This window comes from Pseudomonas sp. GM84, assembly GCF_000282535.1.
In the GTDB taxonomy this organism is placed as follows: Bacteria; Pseudomonadota; Gammaproteobacteria; order Pseudomonadales; family Pseudomonadaceae; genus Aquipseudomonas.
On record NZ_AKJC01000091.1, the window covers coordinates 1 to 15,786 of the forward strand.

The window sequence follows — 15,786 nt, forward strand, 5'->3', positions numbered from 1 at the left end:
CAGCGGCAGCCAGCCGGTGGCGCGCTTGCCGAGCGCCGCCCTGTGCCTGCGCCCGCAGGTGTCGAAGAAACTGCGCGGGCGCAGCCTGCATGTGCTCGAGCGTGCCCTGCGCGACTTGCCGGTGCCGGTGCTCGGGCGCATCGATGACGATGCCTTGTGGCTCGACCTGCGCCAGCTCGACGACGAAGCCCAGTGGTTGGCGCAACTGCCCGCTCTGCAGCTGGGGCCGGTGCAGTGATCGTTGGTACCGCCGGGCACATCGACCACGGCAAGACCGCGCTGCTTCAGGCACTGACCGGCCAGGCCGGTGACCAGCGTCAGGAGGAACGCGACCGTGGCATGACCATCGACCTGGGCTACCGTTATGCGTCGCTTGCCGAAGGCGCGCCGTTGACCGGTTTCATCGATGTGCCAGGCCATGAGCGATTTATCCACAACATGCTGGCCGGTGCCCATGGCATCGACCTGGTGTTGCTGGTAGTGGCCGCAGACGACGGTGTGATGCCGCAGACCCGAGAGCACTTGGCGATCCTCGAGTTGTTGGGCATTCCCCAGGCGCTGGTGGCCATCAGCAAATGCGACCGGGTCGAGCCGGCGCGCCTGGCCGAAGTCCAGGCACAAGTCCGCGAACTGCTGGCGCCGGGGCCGTATGCCGGGGCGCGGCAGTTTCCGCTGTCGAGCATCACAGGGGAGGGCATCGACTCGCTGCGCCAGGCCTTGCTGGAGGCCGAAGCGCATGTGCGCCAGCGCAGCGTGCGCGGTGGTTTCCGCCTGGCCGTGGACCGTGCCTTTGCCGTGACTGGCGCAGGTGTCGTGGTGACCGGCACGGCGCTGGCCGGGCGCGTCAGTGCCGGTGACACGCTGTTGCTGGGCAAGGCCGGCAAAGCGGTGCGGGTGCGTGGCCTGCATGCCCAGAACCAGACCGCGCTGGTGGCCGAGGCAGGCCAGCGAGTGGCGCTGAATATTGCCGCCGAACGCCTGGCGGTGGAGCAGGTGCATCGTGGCGACTGGCTGGTGCCCGAGTGGCTGCATGCGCCCAGCGCACGGGTGGATATCGAACTGAACCTGCTGCCGAGCGAGACGCGCCTCTTCGAACATTTCAGCGCCGTGCATGTGCACCTCGGCAACCAGGATGTGACGGCCCGAGTGGCGTTGCTCGAAGGCGAATCCCTGGCGGCGGGCCAGCGCATGTTCGCCCAGTTGCTGCTCAACGCGCCGCTGCAAGCGGTGCACGGCGACCGCCTGGTGCTGCGCGATCAGCGCGCACAGCGAACGCTGGGGGGCGGCAAGGTGCTCGACCCGTTTGCGCCAAGTCGCCAGCGGCGCAGTGACGAGCGCCTGCGTCAGTTGCAGGTGCTGCGCGATGCCGAGGACCTCGAACAAGCCCTGCCGGCACTGCTCGCCAGCGCGCCTGGCGGCCTCGATCCGCAGCGCCTGGAGCGCCAGTTCAATCGGCTGCGTGAAACCTGGCATCTGCCGCAGGACGTGCTGGTGGTGGCCACGCGGCAGGGCCCGGTGTTGTTCGCCAACGGCCAATGGCAATCGCTCAAGCAGCAGGTGTTGGAGCAGTTGGCCCAGTTCCACGAACAGGAGCCCGACCAGCTCGGCCCGGACCGTGACCGGTTGCGCCGCTTTGCCGCGTTGCCGCTGGAGCGCCCGGTGTTCGTCAGCCTGCTGGATGAGCTGCTAAACGACGGTACGGTTGCCAGCAGCGGACCGTGGCTGCACTTGCCCGATCACCAGGTACAGCTGAGCGAGGCCGACAACGCCTTGTGGGCGCGCCTGCTGCCGAAGTTGCTGGAGGGGAGCTACGATCCGCCTTGGGTCAGGACGTTGGCCACTGAAGAAAAGTGTGCAGAGGCTGAAGTGCGACTCTTGCTGCGCAAGCTGGCGCGGTTGGGGCTGGTGCACCAGGTGGTGCGCGATCTGTTCTATCCCGAGGCGACGCTAAAGCGCATGGCAGAGCTGCTGCTCGCGCAAGCCAGCGCAACGCCGATAGTGCAGGTGGCCGCGTTTCGCGATATGTTGGGCATCGGGCGCAAGCGCAGTGTGCAGATTCTCGAATACTTCGACCGCATCGGCCTGACCCGCAGGGTAGCCGATCAGCGTCACATCCGTGCCGACAGCGCCCTGGCCCAGCAGCAGGCCAGGCACTGAGTTCAAGGAAGGCAATCGCGCCCGGTGGCGCGGCCGGGCTTCAAACCCGGTTGGGGACGGCAGCCGTTCCCGGGCAGGTTCGACTCCCGCTGCCTTCCGCCAATTTTCATGTCTGTAGTGGCCCTATCGCCGGCAAGCCGGCTCCCACAGGTGCCGCGCAGCACTCAAGACCAGCGCTCTACCTGTAGTGCCCTATCGCCGCGCAGCACTCAAGGGCGGCGCTCTACCTGTGGGGGCCGGCTTGCCGGCGATGAGGCCCGAGCCGTCACCAATCAGGCCCGTTCCCCACACAGATCCAGCGCAAACCACTGCTCCGCCGCCTCGACATCCAACCCCGCCCCCAGCAGCCCGAACAACTTGCCCAGCGCCGCCTCACGGGTCATCCCGCCGCCACTGACCAACCCCGCAGCACGCAGTCGATTGCCTGCCGCATAGGTATCGAACACCACCGACCCTTGCGGGCACTGGCTGATGGCAACCAGCATCACCCCACGCTGACGCGCCGCACGCAGCACATCAAGCAGCGCCTGATCGTCCGACGGCCCGGTACCACTGCCATAGCACTCCAGCACCAGGCCTTGCACACCCGTGTCGAGCACGCCGCGCAAATGCTCGGCTTGCAGGCCGGGATACACCGGCATCACGGCAAGATTGACCGGCTGGCGCTGCTGACCATAGCGCAATGCCTCAGGCACCTCGCTCGCACGCGAACCCTCACGATGGCGCGGTAGCGCGGCGAAGGCGTCGAACGCTTCACTGCGCAATTTCGAGGCGCGGCAGCCATGCAGCAGCTGCCCGTGGAAGTACAGCTGCACGCCATCCTCCAGGCCTTGTTCGAACTGGCGCAGGGCCCCGCACAGGTTATCCCAGGCGTCGCTGCCCGGCGCTCCGGCGGGCAGCATCGAGCCGGTCAGCAGCACCGGCACCGGCAGGCCCAGCAGCAGGAACGACAGGGCCGCCGCACTGTAGGCCAGGCTGTCGGTGCCATGCAGCACCAGCACGCCGTCATGCCCCGCATCCACCGCCGTGACGATGGCATCGCGCATGGCCAGCCAGTTGTGCTGCTGCATGTTGGCGCTGTCCAGCAGCGGGTTCAGTTCCTGCAGCGTCCAATGCACCTGCGGTGCAGCGGTCAACTGAGCGAAGTGTTCGCGCATGCGCGCTTCAAAACCACCGGCTGGCGCCAGGCCTTCGGCGGTTTCGAGCATGCCGATGGTGCCCCCGGTATAGAGGACGAGGAGATTCTTGACTGCACGCATGGAGAGCATCCGTAGCGGTGAGCGGAGGGGAAGCAGCCGCCCGCGGACGGGGCGGCTGTGCAGGGCAGGATATCAGCGTTGTGGCTGGACTTGGCCGGTGGCGTTGCCCGCGGCAGGTTCAACTTGCGGATTGGCCGGCCAGGCATTGCGGTCCAGGTCCAGGTCGGCGAACTTGGCCGAGTCGAACACAGGTTGATTGACGCCCGCCTTGCGCTGGTCATCGTAGTCGCGCATGACCCGCAGGCCGACCTTGAACAGCAGGGCCAGGGCAATCAGGTTGACGAAGGCCAGGCAGGTCATGGTGATGTCGGCGAAGGCGAACACGGTCGACAGGTCCTGCATCGAACCCCAGACCACCAGCGCCAGCACCAGGGCGCGGAACACCATCAGCACCACGCGGTTGCGGCTGAGGAACTGCAGGCTGTTCTCGCCCAGGTAGTAGTTGTAGAGGATACAGGTGAAGACGAACAGCGACAGCGCCACGCTGACGAACACGCGGCCCCAGTCACCGACCACGGCGGCCAGCGAGTTCTGGGTCAGGACGATGCCATCGCCCTCGAAGCCTGGGGTGTAGAAGCCCGACAGCAGGATCAGCAGCGCGGTGCAGGTGCAGATCACGAAGGTGTCGAGGAACACACTGAAGGCCTGGACCACACCCTGCGCACCGGGGTGCTTCACGGCGGCCACGGCGGCGACGTTGGGCGCACTGCCCAGGCCCGCTTCGTTGGCGAACACGCCACGCTTCACGCCCATGACGATGGCGCTGCCGAGCAGGCCGCCGAATGCAGGGTCCAGGCCGAAGGCGCTCTTGAAGATGGTTTCCAGCATGGCCGGTACGTGTTCGATCTGGGTGCCGATCACGTACAGGGTCACGCCGATGTAGGCCAGGGTCTTGACCGGTACCAGCAGGTCCGACACCGCAGCGATACGCTTGATGCCGCCGAGGAAGGTGATGGCCAGCAGCACCGCGAGGACGATGCCGGTGTGGCTTGGGTCGAAGGCAAAGGCGTTTTGCAGCGAGTGGGTCACGGTGTACGACTGCAGGCCGATGAAGGCGAAGCCGTAGGTGACCAGCAGCAGGATCGAGAACACCACCGCCATGCCTTTGTGCTTCAGGCCATGCTGGATGTAGTAGGCCGGACCACCACGGTACAGGCCATCGCCGTCGGCGCGCTTGTAGACCTGGGCCAGGGTGCACTCGAAGAAGCTGCTGGCCATGCCCACCAGGGCCGTGACCCACATCCAGAACACCGCGCCTGGGCCGCCCAGGGTCACGGCGATGCCGACACCGGCGATGTTACCGGCGCCTACGCGACCCGCGAGGCTCAGCATCAGGGCCTGGAAGGAACTCAGCTGGCCTGCCTGGCCACGCAGCGATTCCTTGAACACGGTGAACATGTGGCCGAAGTGGCGGAATTGAACGAACCGCGAGCGGATGGTGAAGTAACCGCCGAGACCGACGATCAGCACGATGAGGAGTTTCCCCGAAAGGAAATCGTTGAGTGCTTCGAGCATTGGAAAATGACCTCGATTCTTATTCTTTGCATGGAAAGACCAGCGGACGGCAGGCGCACCGCTATTCGTTGGGGCGCATGGTTGGCCATGACAAGAGTGGTTACAATTTCGCGGCTTGCTCTGACTTGATGCGACTTGATGCTAAAATGGCGTCATTCGCGTCACCTGGAACCTGCTCATGAGCGATCATTTCGCTACCAACCTCAAACTGGCTTGCAGCCATTACCGCTCTATTTCCGAGGTTTGCCGCCAGCTGTCGATCAACCGCGCGCAGTTCAACAAGTACCTGAGCGGGCAAAGCCGCCCGACGGCGTTCAACCTCAAGCGCATCGGCGATTTCTTCGGTGTCGAGGATTACGAGTTGAACCTGCCGGCCGAGCAGTTCGCCCGGCTGATCGGCGCCCGGGTATCCGCGGTGGCCGATCAGCCTAGCGATCCGATCAGCGAACTGTTCCGGCCGTTGCACGAACACGCTGGCAATCTGTCGCGCTACTGCGGTTACTACTTCGAATATTCCAACTGCATGTCGGTACCGGGCACGATCCTGGTGTCGCTGGTGCATCTGTGGGAAGAACGCGGCCGCTTCCTGTTCGAGCGGCAGGAGCGCCAGGAACGCTCCAGCGCTACCGAGCAGCACGCTGAAGTGCGCTGCCGCTATCTGGGCGCGGCGTTCCAGCTGCAAGACCGGGTATTCCTGATCGACTACGAGTCGCTGACCTTGAACGAGATGAGCCAGACCATCCTCATTCCCAGCTTCAAGAGCCGCATTACCCGTTTGAATGGGCTCAAGACCGGCGTCTCCAGCGGTGACCGGCGCAATCCGGCCTGTACCCGTGTGGTGTGGGAGTACCTGGGCGAGGAAATCAACCGCATCAATGCGTACCGGCAGGTAAAGCTGTACCAGCCGGATGATCCGCGAATCGATGACGATGTGCGTGAGCGGTTGAGTGTGGGGCCGTTGCGCAACAGTCTGTTCGAGATCGAATAACGGTATTGCCTGTGCTGGCCCTATCGCCGGCAAGCCGGCTCCCACAAGAAATACGGCGCTGTACCTGTGGGAGCCGGCTTGCCGGCGATAGGGCCAGCGAGAACCTCGCGAAGGTTCAAATCTGACGCAGCCATCCACCTACGGGATGACCGCTGTCGAGCAGCAGCCTCAAGGCCATCAGGCAGCACACTGTGATCAGCAGCGGCTTGACCAGCCGCGGCCCAAAGTAGAGGGCGCAACGCGCGCCGAGTTGGGCGCCGATGATGGCGCACACGGCCATTGCCAGTGCCAATGGCCAGATGATGGAGCCACCGTAGGCAAACACCGTCAGGGCCCCGAGGTTGCAAGACGCATTGAGGAGTTTGCTGTTGCAGATAGCCTGCATCAGGTGCTGGCCCAGCAGAAGGGTGAAGGCGACCATGAAAAACGAGCCGGTACCTGGACCAAAAATACCGTCGTAGAAACCAATGGGGGAGCAACTACCAGGGTGAAGCACAAGGTCGTTATCCGCTGTTTGCGCTCCCGCTCCCCCAGCTTGGGGCAAAGCGCAAAGTAGGCTGCCACTGCAATCAGCAGGATGGGGGCCGAAATCTCCAGAACGGCCCTGTCGAGCTGGCTGATCGACAGGGCGCCTGCAACGCCGCCGGTGAATGACAGCAGGGCCATTGACCAGCCTGCCCTCCATTGAATCATTCGCTTGCGGGCAAATGCCCAGACCGCCGAAACGCTGCCTGAGGAAGCCTGAAATTTGTTGGTAGCCATTGCGGCCAACGGATCGACCCCGGCAATGAACAGTGCCGGTAGGGTAACCAAACCTCCACCACCTGCTATCGCATCGAAGAAGCCGGCCAGCGAAGCAATGGCGGCAAGGGTCAATAAAGTTGCAATCTCGATTTCCATACTTGGCTACCCAGGCTTAACCGCGAACGACGAGAGGGTCTGGTTGAAGCACCAAGGGTCTTTCCTGAAGTTGGTTGGGGCGACGTCCTGTGATCCTTCCCAGTAACTCACTGTCCATCCTTTTTTATCCTTGTCTATAGGGATGTGATGGCGGGTCTCGTTGATATGTGAGTTATTGAGACAGGTATTTTTTGCGCTGGATGCAGGGTTGGGTTTTTATAAGGCGTAGGGCGTTTCCTGTGCGTTCGTAGGGACAGTGAAGTAATAGTGCTTGAGCCCCTGGGTTGGACTTCCCCGCCCGGAAACCGCAAAATGACCCCTTTCCTCCAATCAACCTGTTCGGATCTGCTGACTCTATGCGTATGCGCCTGATGCTGTTGGGTGGTGGCAATGCCCTCGGGCAAGCGCTGATTCGTCTCGGGGCCGAGGAGGGCATCGCATTCCTGGCGCCGCGCCCGCCGGAAGGCGGCTGGGGGCCGGCCAGCCTCACGCAGCTGCTGGACGACAATCGCCCCAATGCCCTGGTCAACCTGGCCTACTATTTCGACTGGTTTCAGGCCGAGTCGGTCAGCGAGCAGCGCCTGGCGCAACAGGAGCGGGCGGTGGAACGGCTGGCGGAGCTGTGCCAGCACCACCAGATCACCCTGGTGCAGCCTTCCAGCTACCGGGTGTTCGATGGCTCGCGAGCGACCGCCTACAGCGAAAAGGACGAACCGGTGCCCTTGGGCCTGCGCGGCCAGGCGTTGTGGCGCATCGAGCAGAGTGTGCGAGCGACCTGCCCGCAGCATGTGCTGTTGCGTTTCGGCTGGTTGCTGGACGAAAGCATCGACGGCGCCCTGGGCCGCTTCCTGACCCGCGCCGAGCAGCCCCAGGAGCTGTTGCTGGCCGATGATCGACGTGGCAACCCGACGCCGGTGGACGATGCTGCGCGGGTAATCCTCTCGGTGCTCAAGCAGCTCGATTGCAACGCGCCGCTGTGGGGCACCTATCATTACGCTGGCAACGAGGCGACCACGCCGCTGGCGCTGGGCCAGGCGATACTCGCCGAGGCCGGGCAGTATCGCCAGCTGGCGGTGCAGGCGCCGACCGCCCAGGCCCATGCCGCTCGCCCCGATGCCAGCGAAGAACCGCAGCATGCGGTGCTGGCCTGCAAGAAAATACTTCACACCTTCGGCATCAAACCGCGTGCCTGGCGCGCCGGTTTGCCGCCCCTACTGGACCGTTTCTACCGCCATGGCTGATGCCCCCATCCTGATCACCGGCGGTGCCGGCTTCATTGGCTCCCACCTGTGCGATGCGTTGCTGGACAAAGGCTACGCCGTGCGTGTTCTCGACGACCTCTCCACCGGCAAGCGCGACAATCTGCAGCTGGGTAACCCGCGCCTGGAACTGATCGAGGGGGATGTCGCCGACGCCGAACTGGTCGAGCGCGCTGCTGCAGGCTGCAAGGCTGTCGTCCACCTGGCCGCAGTGGCCTCGGTGCAGGCGTCGGTCGAAGACCCGGTAAAGACCCACCAGAGCAATTTCATCGGCACCCTCAATGTGTGCGAGGCCATGCGTGTGCATGGCGTGCGCCGCGTGCTGTTCGCGTCTAGCGCCGCGGTGTACGGCAACAATGGCGAAGGCCAGTCGATTGCCGAAGACACGCCCAAGGCACCCTTGACCCCCTATGCCGTGGACAAGCTGGCCAGCGAGCAGTACCTGGACTTCTACCGCCGCCAGCATGACCTGGAACCGGTAGTGTTCCGCTTCTTCAATATCTTCGGCCCGCGCCAGGACCCTTCCTCGCCCTATTCCGGGGTCATCAGCATCTTCAGCGAGCGGGCGACCCAGGGGTTGCCGATCACCGTGTTCGGTGATGGCGAGCAGACGCGCGACTTCCTCTATGTGGGCGACCTGGTGCAAGTGATGGTGCAGGCGCTGGAGCAGCCGCAGGTAGAGGAGGGCGCGGTGAACATCGGCCTGAACCAGGCGACTTCGCTGAACCAGTTGCTCAAGGCGCTGGAGCAGGTCGTGGGCAGCTTGCCGGCGGTGAGCTACGGCCAGGCACGTTCGGGTGACATCCGCCATTCGCGGGCGGACAACCAGCGGTTGCTGGCGCGGTTCGATTTCCCCGAGCCGACTTCGATGGTCGAAGGCTTGGCGCGCCTGCTCGGCAAGGCCTGAGTCAGCAGCGGGCCGCTTCGCGGCCCATCACCGTGGTTCGTTGCCACGACAAGCCAACGCCCACAGGGCTTGTAGACGGAAACAAAAAGGGCGGCCAAAGCCGCCCTGCGCTTAAACGGTCAGAACTTGTAGCCAAGCCCCACCATGTAGACCCAAGGGTCGACTTCCACATCGACCTTGGTCTTGCTGTAGCCCAGTGCGGTCGGGCCGTCGACGCTGGCTTTGGTGTCGATGTCGACGTACCAGACCGAGGCGTTGATCAGCAGGTTGTCGGTCAGCATGTAGTCCATGCCCAGCTGGCCGGAGATACCCACCGAGTCCTGCAGTTCGAGGTTGCTGAAGCCTTGCTGCTTGCGTTCGCTGGTCAGGTCTTCGTCGAAGAACAGGGTGTAGTTGATACCGATGCCGGCATACGGCTGGAACCGCGAGCCCGGGTCCATCGGGTAGTACTGCAGGGACAGGGTCGGTGGCAGTTGCTTGACGTCGGCCAGCTTGCCATCCAGCCCGCCGCCCAGGCCCTTGACCCCTACTTCATGCTGGAACGGTGTGGCGGCCAGCAGCTCGATGCCGACGTGGTCGGTGAGCATGTAGGCGAAGGTCAGGCCCAACTGGGTGTCGCTGTCCAGAGTAGCCTTGGTGCCCGACACCTTGCTGCCATCGAACTTCAGGTCGCCGCTGCTCTCGTTCGGTGCAGTGGTGATGGCGCCCGCGCGCAGGATCATGTCCCCCGCCTTGTGGGCGTGGGCGACAGGGGCGACGAGCGCAAGGGCCGCGAGCGAGGCACCGAGCAAAGACTTGTTCATGGAAGCTCCCAGAGGACGTTATTAATTGAAGTAGTCCAATATTACGGAGGCGGTTGAACAGAAAGTTTGACCCAGCTCAAAGAAGCGTACTCACGAATTCGAAACAGTTCTCACTTCAGCACATAAGCGTAAATTTTTTCCGCTTCCATCTGGTATCCGGCGTCGGCCAGTTCGCTGCGGGAGGCTCTAACTTGAAGCTTTCCTTCGATCCAGTACGGCTGGTAGAGGTCTTCGACGCGCACGCCCATTTCGCTGAAGATGTGCACGATCTGGTTCGCAGGGGGTGGCGGCACATGGATGCACGCGCCGTAGTAGGGCACCAGGAGGAATTCGGTGGTACGGCCTTCTTCGCTGACTTCCAGCGGCACAATGTAGCCGGGCAGTTTGATTTGCTGGCCGTCCAGGTCCTTGACCACCGGGGCCTCGGGCGCTTGCTGGCGCGCGGCAGGCGCCGACTCGGCGGACAGGGCGTCGCTCAACTGCGACATGTCGTGCAGGGGGGTGAGTTGCGGCGGGATGACGGGTGCGCCTTCGGGGATCAGTGCGGGCCAGTCGAGCTCGCGGGGGTCGGCTGCCCAGAGCGGTAGGGCCAGTAGCAAAAGCATCAGTAACAGGAGGCTTTGCAGTGCCTGGACCGGCCTCATCGCCGGCAAGCCGGCTGCCACATGGGCCGCGCCAACGCCCTCTGTGGGAGCCGGCTTGCCGGCGATGAGGCCAGTGAGTTTGTCGATCATGGTCAGCCCTCAGAGGTGGATCGACAAGCCATCGGCCAGCGACTGCCGATAGGCCCGCCAGGCCGGCACACTGCCCATCAGCAAGGCGGCGCCGAGGATGATGGCCAGCAACGTCCATTCATGCGCGCTGGGCCAGGCCAGTGGCAGGTACAAGCCGTAGTTGGCCTGCAGGTAACCCTGCGCCAGGGCGATCCCCGCATACAACAGCCCAAGCCCCGCCGCGATGCCCGCCACGGCCAGCGCCAGCGCTTCGAGCACCAGCAACCCGGCAATATGCCAAGGGCGAGCCCCTACCGAGCGCAAGATCGCCATCTCCCGGCGGCGCTCGTTGAGGCTGGTGAGAATGGCCGTGAGCATCCCGATCAACCCGGTCAGCACCACGAACAGCGAAACCACGAACAGCGCCTGCTCGGCTGTGCCCATCAGGCTCCACAGCTCCTGCAGCGCCACTCCAGGCAGGATCGCCAGCAACGGCTCGCTGCGGTATTCGTTGATCTCGCGCTGCACGCTGAACGTGGCGATCTTGCTGTTCAGGCCGAGCATGAACGCCGTGATGGCGGCAGGTTGCAAGTCCATGCTCCGCGCCTGCTCGGCGCTGATGCGCCCGGCGCCACGGGCCGGCACACCGTTGTGCCAGTCGATGTGGATAGCTTCCATACCCGCCAGGCTGATATGCAAGGTACGGTCGACCGGCGTGCCGGTGCGCTCTAGCACACCGACCACGGTGAACGGTTTGTCTTCGTGCTTGACCAGGCTGATCGCGGCCACGCCATGGGCCAGGACCAGCTTGTCGCCCAGCTTGTAATGCAGCGCGTCGGCGACTTCGGCGCCGAGCACCACTTCGAACGGGTCGTCGGCAAAGGCGCGCCCTTGGCTCAGCGCCAGGTGCTGCCGGCGGCCGTACTGGTAATGGCTGAAGTAGTCGCCGGTGGTGCCCATTACCCGGTAGCCGCGGTGCGAGTCGCCCAGCGAAATCGGGATCGCCCATTTCACCCGTGGGTCCTGGGCGTAGTGTTGAAAGCTGTCCCAGCGGATGTTGTTGGTGGCGTTGCCGATGCGGAACACCGAATACAGCAGCAAATTGACCGAGCCCGAGCGGGCGCCAACGATCAGGTCGGTGCCGCTGATGGTGCTGGCGAAGCTGGCGCGGGCTTCGGTGCGCACGCGCTCGACGGCCAGCAGCAGGCACACCGACAGGGCGATGGCGAACGCGGTGAGCAGGGCGGTGAAGCGGCGGTTGGCCAGGCTGGCCAGGGCAAGGCGAAGCAGGTACATCAGGCCTCCCGGGACTTGGCCGCGCGGTTGAGCTCGGCCAGGGACAGATGACGGTCGAACAGGGGCGCGAGGCTCTGGTCATGGCTGACGAACAGCAGGCTGGAACCGGCCGCCCGGCATTCGGCGAACAGCAGCTGGATGAACGTTTCGCGGGTGTCGGCATCCAGCGCCGAGGTCGGCTCGTCGGCGATGACCAGCTCCGGCTGGCCGATCAGTGCGCGGGCGGCGGCAACGCGCTGCTGCTGGCCGATCGACAGGCTGCCGGCGCGCCGTGCGAGCAGAAGCGGGTCATCCAGGCCAAGGTGGGCGAGCAGTACGCTGGCGGCCTGGTCGACACTGCCATGCCGTTGCCGTGCACGCTCGGCGCGGCTGCGCGAGAAGCGGCAGGGCAGCTCGACGTTCTCGCGCACCGACAGGAATGGCAGCAGGTTGAACTGCTGGAAGATGTAGCCGGTATGGTCGACCCGGAAGCGGTCACGCGCCCCTTGCCCCATTGCGCCCAGGTCATGGCCGAGCAGCTGGATGCGGCCCTGGCCCGGGAGGTTCACACCGCCGAGCAGGCCCAGCAGCGTGGTCTTGCCGCTGCCACTGGGGCCTTTGAGGAACAAGGCCTCGCCCGCCTCCAGGCGCAGCGCCGGGATATCCAGCAGCGGTGCCTGGCCTGGCCAGGCGAACACCAGGTCATGCAGTTCGATCAACGGCTGGCTCATTCAGAAGGTGACCACGGCTTTGCCCGGCGAGGTTTCCACGCCTTTCTGGCCGTTCGGGCCAATCAGTTGCACGTTGATCTTCTGGGTAGCCGGGAAGGCCTTGAACAGCGGCGCCAGGTCGATCTGGGCGAGTTTCTCGGGCGCTGCGCAGTTGAACTGATAATGAGCGCCGATATCGCTGTGCTGATGGCCGTGTTGGTGTTCATCGCCGTCATCGTCGGCTTTGGCGGTGTCACCGAACAGCGGGCTTTCCAGCACCTGGGCGTCTTCCTTGCAGCCGGCGGCTGCGGCCAGGCCAAACAGCGTCAGCGGCTGTTCGAGCTGCTGGCGCACGGCGGCCACCTTGGCCTTGTCGGCATCGCTGTTGGCGGCATGTTCGAAGCCGACCAGGTTCATCGCCGGGCTGTCCAGTTCCAGTTCCAGGGTACTGCCGTCGAGCACGGCATTGAGCTTGGCCACGCCATGTTCGTGGGCGCCGAGGGTGCCGTGGTCGTGGTCGTGGTCATCGTGGGCATGGGCCACGGTGAAGGGCAGCAGGGCGAAGGGCAGGGCGAGCAGCAGGCGACGCATGGACGACTCCAGGGCGGGCTGGTAAGGATTTGGTAATGTTATAACAATTTTTCTCTGCCTCGCCAGCCTGCCTGGCGCAGGTTTCATGTTGCTGTAGCATGAGCGTATCGAACTGGCTTCAAGGAACGCATCGTGAGAATTCGTGGACAGATTGGTGACTGGCCGGTGGACCTGACCATCGAGCTGGAGCCGGCGGAGTGGGCGCAGTTGGGGCGGCAGATCGAGGTGCCGGTAGTGGGTGAGGCTGTATCGACGGTTACCGCAGCGGCGCCGCGCCACGATGACGGGCAGTGGCAGGCCGCGCGCGAAGTGCTGCGCCAGGCAGGGCGAATGGATGGGCCGCAATTGCTCGACCGACTGGAAGGGCTGACGGGCAGTACGGCGGCAGGCAAGCGGCTGCTGGTGCGGTTGCGGCACAGCAGCGAGGTGAAGGTGGAAAGTGGCGTGGATGCGCCGGTTTATCACTGGATCGGATGAATTCTCGGTGAGTGGGCCGGCCTCTTCGCGGGGCAAGCCCGCTCCCACAGGATTACCTCTGTACCTGAGAGTTGCACGGTACCGGTGGGAGCGGGCTTGTCCCGCGAACGAGGGCGAAGCCCTCGCCGGATACAACGGTCAGAACATGGCCGACGACAGCTTGCGACGGTACACGCCTACCAGCGGATGATCGCCGCCGAGCAGTTCGAACACCTGCAGCATCGCCTTCTGCGGCAGCCCGTCAGCGTATCCACGGTTACGCTGGAACAGCTTCAGCAGCCCATCCAGCGCCGCTTCGTACTGCTGACGCGCCAGTTGCTGAATGCTCAGCTGGTACGCCGCTTCATCATCCTGCGGGTTCTGCGCCAGGCGGCTCTTCAGCTCGGCGACTTCCGGCAGGCTGGCGGCCTGGCGCAGGAAGGTCAGCTGGGCCTTGGCACCGGCCAGGGCGGCCTTGTGTTCGTCGGTCTTGACCGCGTCCAGCACCGTCTGGGCCTCACCCAACTCATTGCGCTCGGCCAGGCAGCGGGCATACAGGATCAGCGCTTCGGCATTGCTGTTGTCCTCGCTCAGCAACTGCTGCAGCGCGGCTTCCGCCTCGGCGAAACGGCTTTCGGCGAACAGCGCCTTGGCCTGCTCCAGCGGCGATGCGGCGGGGGCGGCAGGCATTTGCACATGCGGCTCGAGCATGGCGCGAATCGCCGACTCCGGCTGCGCACCGGCAAAGCCGTCGACCGGCTGGCCGTCCTTGAACAGCACCACGGTCGGCAGGCTGCGGATACCGAACTGGGCAACCACTTGTTGCTCGACGTCGCAGTTGATCTTGGCCAGCAGCAACTCGCCCTGGTAACCCTCGGCGATCTTCGCCAGCAATGGCATCAATGCCTTGCAGGGGGCGCACCACTCGGCCCAGAAGTCCACCAGCACCGGCTTGTGGAAGGAGTTCTCGATCACCAGCTGCTGGAAGGTGGCATCGGTAGCGTCGAAAATGTAAGGCGTGTCTTGTGTCATCGCGACTCTCGCAAACTCGTGTATGGCATCACTATAAGGCGCCGCGGCTGGCGTGGTACAGGCTGACCCGGCGGAATTCGTGTGGTTCGGCCAGATCCGGCAGGGTCAGTGCTTCGAGCACGCCCAACTGCTGGTAGAGCGGGTGGCTGAAGTCGCGTACCCGTGAGTCGGCCACCAGGGCCTGGCGACCGCGGCCGAGGAAGGCATCCAGCAGCGGCAGGTTGGCGCGGTCGTACAGCACATCGGCAACCAGGATCAGGTCGAAGCGGTCGTCTTCGGCGAAGAAGTCGCTGCTGTAACCCAGCTCCACCCCGTTCAGCAGGGCATTGGCGCGGCAGGCGTCGAGTGCCAGCGGGTCGAGGTCGCACGCCACCACTTCTGCAGCACCGGCACGGGCGGCGGCAATGCCGGCGATGCCGGAGCCGGCGCCAAAGTCCAGTACGCGTTTGCCGGCCACCCACTCGGGGTGCGCGGCCAGGTAGCGGGCCATGGCCAGGCCGCTGGCCCAGCAGAAGCTCCAGTAGGGAGGCTCTTCGAGAATGCGCCGGGTTTCTTCGCTGCTGAAGGCGCGGTCCATGTTCTGGTCGTCGATGAGCCAGAGCTTGAGCGCGCACTCGGGCAGTTCGCTGACGACCAGACGGGCTTCGCCGATCAGGCTGCCGAGGGCCTGTTGCAGTGCCAGCGGCGCCACTTACGGCGCCTTCTCGAAACGCAGCGGGCCGGTGGCCTGGTTTTGCGCCTGAACGATGCGCACCGGCGGCAGGTGCATGATCAGCTGGCCCGAACTGCTGGCGCGGCCGCGCAGTTCGACCCGGGCGCCGGCGGGGAATGCCTCGGGATTGAAGCGCAGTTGGTAGGGCAGGTCCTGGCCGGTCCCGGTCAGGGAGCTGCTGGCCAGCAACTGCTGCGGCCGGTCGCGCTCGTCGATGACCAGCAGGGCCAGCTCCACATCGGCACCGGCAGGAATGTTCAGCAAGGTGCCGCTCAGTTCACGCTGGTAGACCGGCAACGGGCCGAGTGGTTGCGCCTTCTTCGCCACCTTTGAAGGTGCTGCTACGGGCGCTTGTTCGGTGTTGGGCCGGTCGCTGCCGCAGGCAGCGAGAAGGGCGGTGCAGCACAGCACGGCGAGCGCGCGAAAATGCATAGGGGAGTCCTTCACGGGCAGAATTGCATGGATGTTAACCCCTTTGGCTTGTCTTGCGAGTGCAATGCGCTACCATG

15 protein-coding genes, 1 tRNA gene and 2 pseudogenes are annotated in these 15,786 nt (G+C 64.6%); 7 read left to right on the plus strand and 11 right to left on the minus strand.

Going from position 1 to position 15,786, the window contains the following annotated elements:
• From PMI38_RS07410 to PMI38_RS07420, 3 genes and pseudogenes are all read left to right on the plus strand, one after another.
• A pseudogene (locus PMI38_RS07410) lies at positions 1–238 on the plus strand (L-seryl-tRNA(Sec) selenium transferase); the annotation flags it as partial.
• On the plus strand, positions 235–2,157 hold the full coding sequence (selB, locus tag PMI38_RS07415) for a selenocysteine-specific translation elongation factor (RefSeq protein WP_008092325.1): 1,923 nt from the start codon (positions 235–237) through the stop codon (positions 2,155–2,157). The pseudogene PMI38_RS07410 and the gene selB, both read left to right, overlap by 4 nt.
• A 6-nt stretch (positions 2,158–2,163) precedes the next feature.
• Positions 2,164–2,259, plus strand: a tRNA-Sec gene (locus PMI38_RS07420).
• 170 nt (positions 2,260–2,429) lie between these two features.
• On the opposite strand, the gene PMI38_RS07425 is transcribed toward PMI38_RS07420, so the two are convergent.
• Together PMI38_RS07425 and PMI38_RS07430 are read right to left on the minus strand one after the other, a co-directional pair.
• Positions 2,430–3,416: an asparaginase gene (locus tag PMI38_RS07425; RefSeq protein ID WP_008092326.1), complete on the minus strand. Its 987-nt coding sequence runs from the start codon at positions 3,414–3,416 to the stop codon at positions 2,430–2,432.
• Positions 3,417–3,488: 72 nt separating this feature from the next.
• Positions 3,489–4,931, minus strand: coding sequence for an alanine/glycine:cation symporter family protein (locus tag PMI38_RS07430; RefSeq protein ID WP_008092327.1), 1,443 nt, complete (start codon positions 4,929–4,931; stop codon positions 3,489–3,491).
• A gap of 178 nt (positions 4,932–5,109) precedes the next feature.
• On the opposite strand from PMI38_RS07430, the gene PMI38_RS07435 reads away from it, so the two are divergent.
• Positions 5,110–5,919, plus strand: a complete 810-nt coding sequence (locus PMI38_RS07435) for a helix-turn-helix domain-containing protein (RefSeq protein WP_008092328.1) — start codon at positions 5,110–5,112, stop codon at positions 5,917–5,919.
• A gap of 115 nt (positions 5,920–6,034) precedes the next feature.
• Here the strand turns inward: PMI38_RS07435 and PMI38_RS07440 are convergent.
• Positions 6,035–6,819: pseudogene (locus PMI38_RS07440) on the minus strand (TSUP family transporter).
• Positions 6,820–7,175: 356 nt separating this feature from the next.
• Here PMI38_RS07440 and PMI38_RS07445 point away from each other — a divergent pair.
• Both PMI38_RS07445 and PMI38_RS07450 read left to right on the plus strand, forming a co-directional pair.
• Entirely contained in the window at positions 7,176–8,060 is an 885-nt protein-coding gene (locus PMI38_RS07445) for a sugar nucleotide-binding protein (RefSeq protein ID WP_008092333.1), read from the plus strand.
• Positions 8,053–8,985, plus strand: coding sequence for an NAD-dependent epimerase/dehydratase family protein (locus tag PMI38_RS07450; RefSeq protein ID WP_008092336.1), 933 nt, complete (start codon positions 8,053–8,055; stop codon positions 8,983–8,985). The genes PMI38_RS07445 and PMI38_RS07450 overlap by 8 nt, the downstream gene beginning before the upstream one ends.
• A 119-nt stretch (positions 8,986–9,104) precedes the next feature.
• On the opposite strand, the gene PMI38_RS07455 is transcribed toward PMI38_RS07450, so the two are convergent.
• The 5 genes from PMI38_RS07455 to PMI38_RS07475 form a co-directional block, all read right to left on the minus strand.
• On the minus strand, positions 9,105–9,788 hold the full coding sequence (locus tag PMI38_RS07455; protein WP_008092338.1) for an OmpW/AlkL family protein: 684 nt from the start codon (positions 9,786–9,788) through the stop codon (positions 9,105–9,107).
• A gap of 110 nt (positions 9,789–9,898) precedes the next feature.
• Positions 9,899–10,432 carry a DUF3299 domain-containing protein gene (locus PMI38_RS07460; RefSeq protein ID WP_043273216.1) on the minus strand — a complete coding sequence of 178 codons (534 nt, stop codon included), beginning with the start codon at positions 10,430–10,432 and terminating at the stop codon, positions 9,899–9,901.
• A 99-nt stretch (positions 10,433–10,531) separates the two neighbouring features.
• Positions 10,532–11,797 (minus strand): ABC transporter permease, encoded by a 1,266-nt coding sequence (locus PMI38_RS07465; RefSeq protein ID WP_008092341.1) that lies wholly within the window; start codon positions 11,795–11,797, stop codon positions 10,532–10,534.
• On the minus strand, positions 11,797–12,507 hold the full coding sequence (locus PMI38_RS07470; RefSeq protein WP_008092343.1) for an ATP-binding cassette domain-containing protein: 711 nt from the start codon (positions 12,505–12,507) through the stop codon (positions 11,797–11,799). Before PMI38_RS07470 ends, PMI38_RS07465 begins: the two co-directional genes overlap by 1 nt.
• Entirely contained in the window at positions 12,508–13,077 is a 570-nt protein-coding gene (locus tag PMI38_RS07475) for a DUF2796 domain-containing protein (protein ID WP_008092344.1), read from the minus strand.
• A gap of 132 nt (positions 13,078–13,209) precedes the next feature.
• Between PMI38_RS07475 and PMI38_RS07480 the strand changes: the two genes are divergently transcribed.
• Positions 13,210–13,554: a hypothetical protein gene (locus PMI38_RS07480; protein ID WP_008092345.1), complete on the plus strand. Its 345-nt coding sequence runs from the start codon at positions 13,210–13,212 to the stop codon at positions 13,552–13,554.
• Positions 13,555–13,692: 138 nt separating this feature from the next.
• On the opposite strand, the gene trxA is transcribed toward PMI38_RS07480, so the two are convergent.
• The 3 genes from trxA to PMI38_RS07495 are packed head-to-tail and all read right to left on the minus strand — an operon-like array spanning position 13,693 to position 15,709.
• The gene (trxA, locus tag PMI38_RS07485; RefSeq protein WP_008092347.1) at positions 13,693–14,565 is read right to left on the minus strand and encodes a thioredoxin; all 873 of its coding nucleotides are present in this window, start codon (positions 14,563–14,565) and stop codon (positions 13,693–13,695) included.
• 31 nt (positions 14,566–14,596) lie between these two features.
• The gene (locus tag PMI38_RS07490; RefSeq protein ID WP_008092348.1) at positions 14,597–15,256 is read right to left on the minus strand and encodes a class I SAM-dependent methyltransferase; all 660 of its coding nucleotides are present in this window, start codon (positions 15,254–15,256) and stop codon (positions 14,597–14,599) included.
• On the minus strand, positions 15,257–15,709 hold the full coding sequence (locus PMI38_RS07495; RefSeq protein ID WP_008092349.1) for a YbaY family lipoprotein: 453 nt from the start codon (positions 15,707–15,709) through the stop codon (positions 15,257–15,259).
• Positions 15,710–15,786: the final 77 nt, after the last annotated feature.

Coding starts and splice junctions, on each gene's coding strand:
- PMI38_RS07425 (WP_008092326.1), bottom strand. CDS start 3,416: ATGCGTGCAGTCAAGAATCTCCTCGTCCTCTATACCGGGGGCACCATC.
- PMI38_RS07430 (WP_008092327.1), bottom strand. CDS start 4,931: ATGCTCGAAGCACTCAACGATTTCCTTTCGGGGAAACTCCTCATCGTG.
- PMI38_RS07435 (WP_008092328.1), top strand. CDS start 5,110: ATGAGCGATCATTTCGCTACCAACCTCAAACTGGCTTGCAGCCATTAC.
- PMI38_RS07445 (WP_008092333.1), top strand. CDS start 7,176: ATGCGTATGCGCCTGATGCTGTTGGGTGGTGGCAATGCCCTCGGGCAA.
- PMI38_RS07450 (WP_008092336.1), top strand. CDS start 8,053: ATGGCTGATGCCCCCATCCTGATCACCGGCGGTGCCGGCTTCATTGGC.
- PMI38_RS07455 (WP_008092338.1), bottom strand. CDS start 9,788: ATGAACAAGTCTTTGCTCGGTGCCTCGCTCGCGGCCCTTGCGCTCGTC.
- PMI38_RS07460 (WP_043273216.1), bottom strand. CDS start 10,432: ATGAGGCCGGTCCAGGCACTGCAAAGCCTCCTGTTACTGATGCTTTTG.
- PMI38_RS07465 (WP_008092341.1), bottom strand. CDS start 11,797: ATGTACCTGCTTCGCCTTGCCCTGGCCAGCCTGGCCAACCGCCGCTTC.
- PMI38_RS07470 (WP_008092343.1), bottom strand. CDS start 12,507: ATGAGCCAGCCGTTGATCGAACTGCATGACCTGGTGTTCGCCTGGCCA.
- PMI38_RS07475 (WP_008092344.1), bottom strand. CDS start 13,077: ATGCGTCGCCTGCTGCTCGCCCTGCCCTTCGCCCTGCTGCCCTTCACC.
- trxA (WP_008092347.1), bottom strand. CDS start 14,565: ATGACACAAGACACGCCTTACATTTTCGACGCTACCGATGCCACCTTC.
- PMI38_RS07495 (WP_008092349.1), bottom strand. CDS start 15,709: ATGCATTTTCGCGCGCTCGCCGTGCTGTGCTGCACCGCCCTTCTCGCT.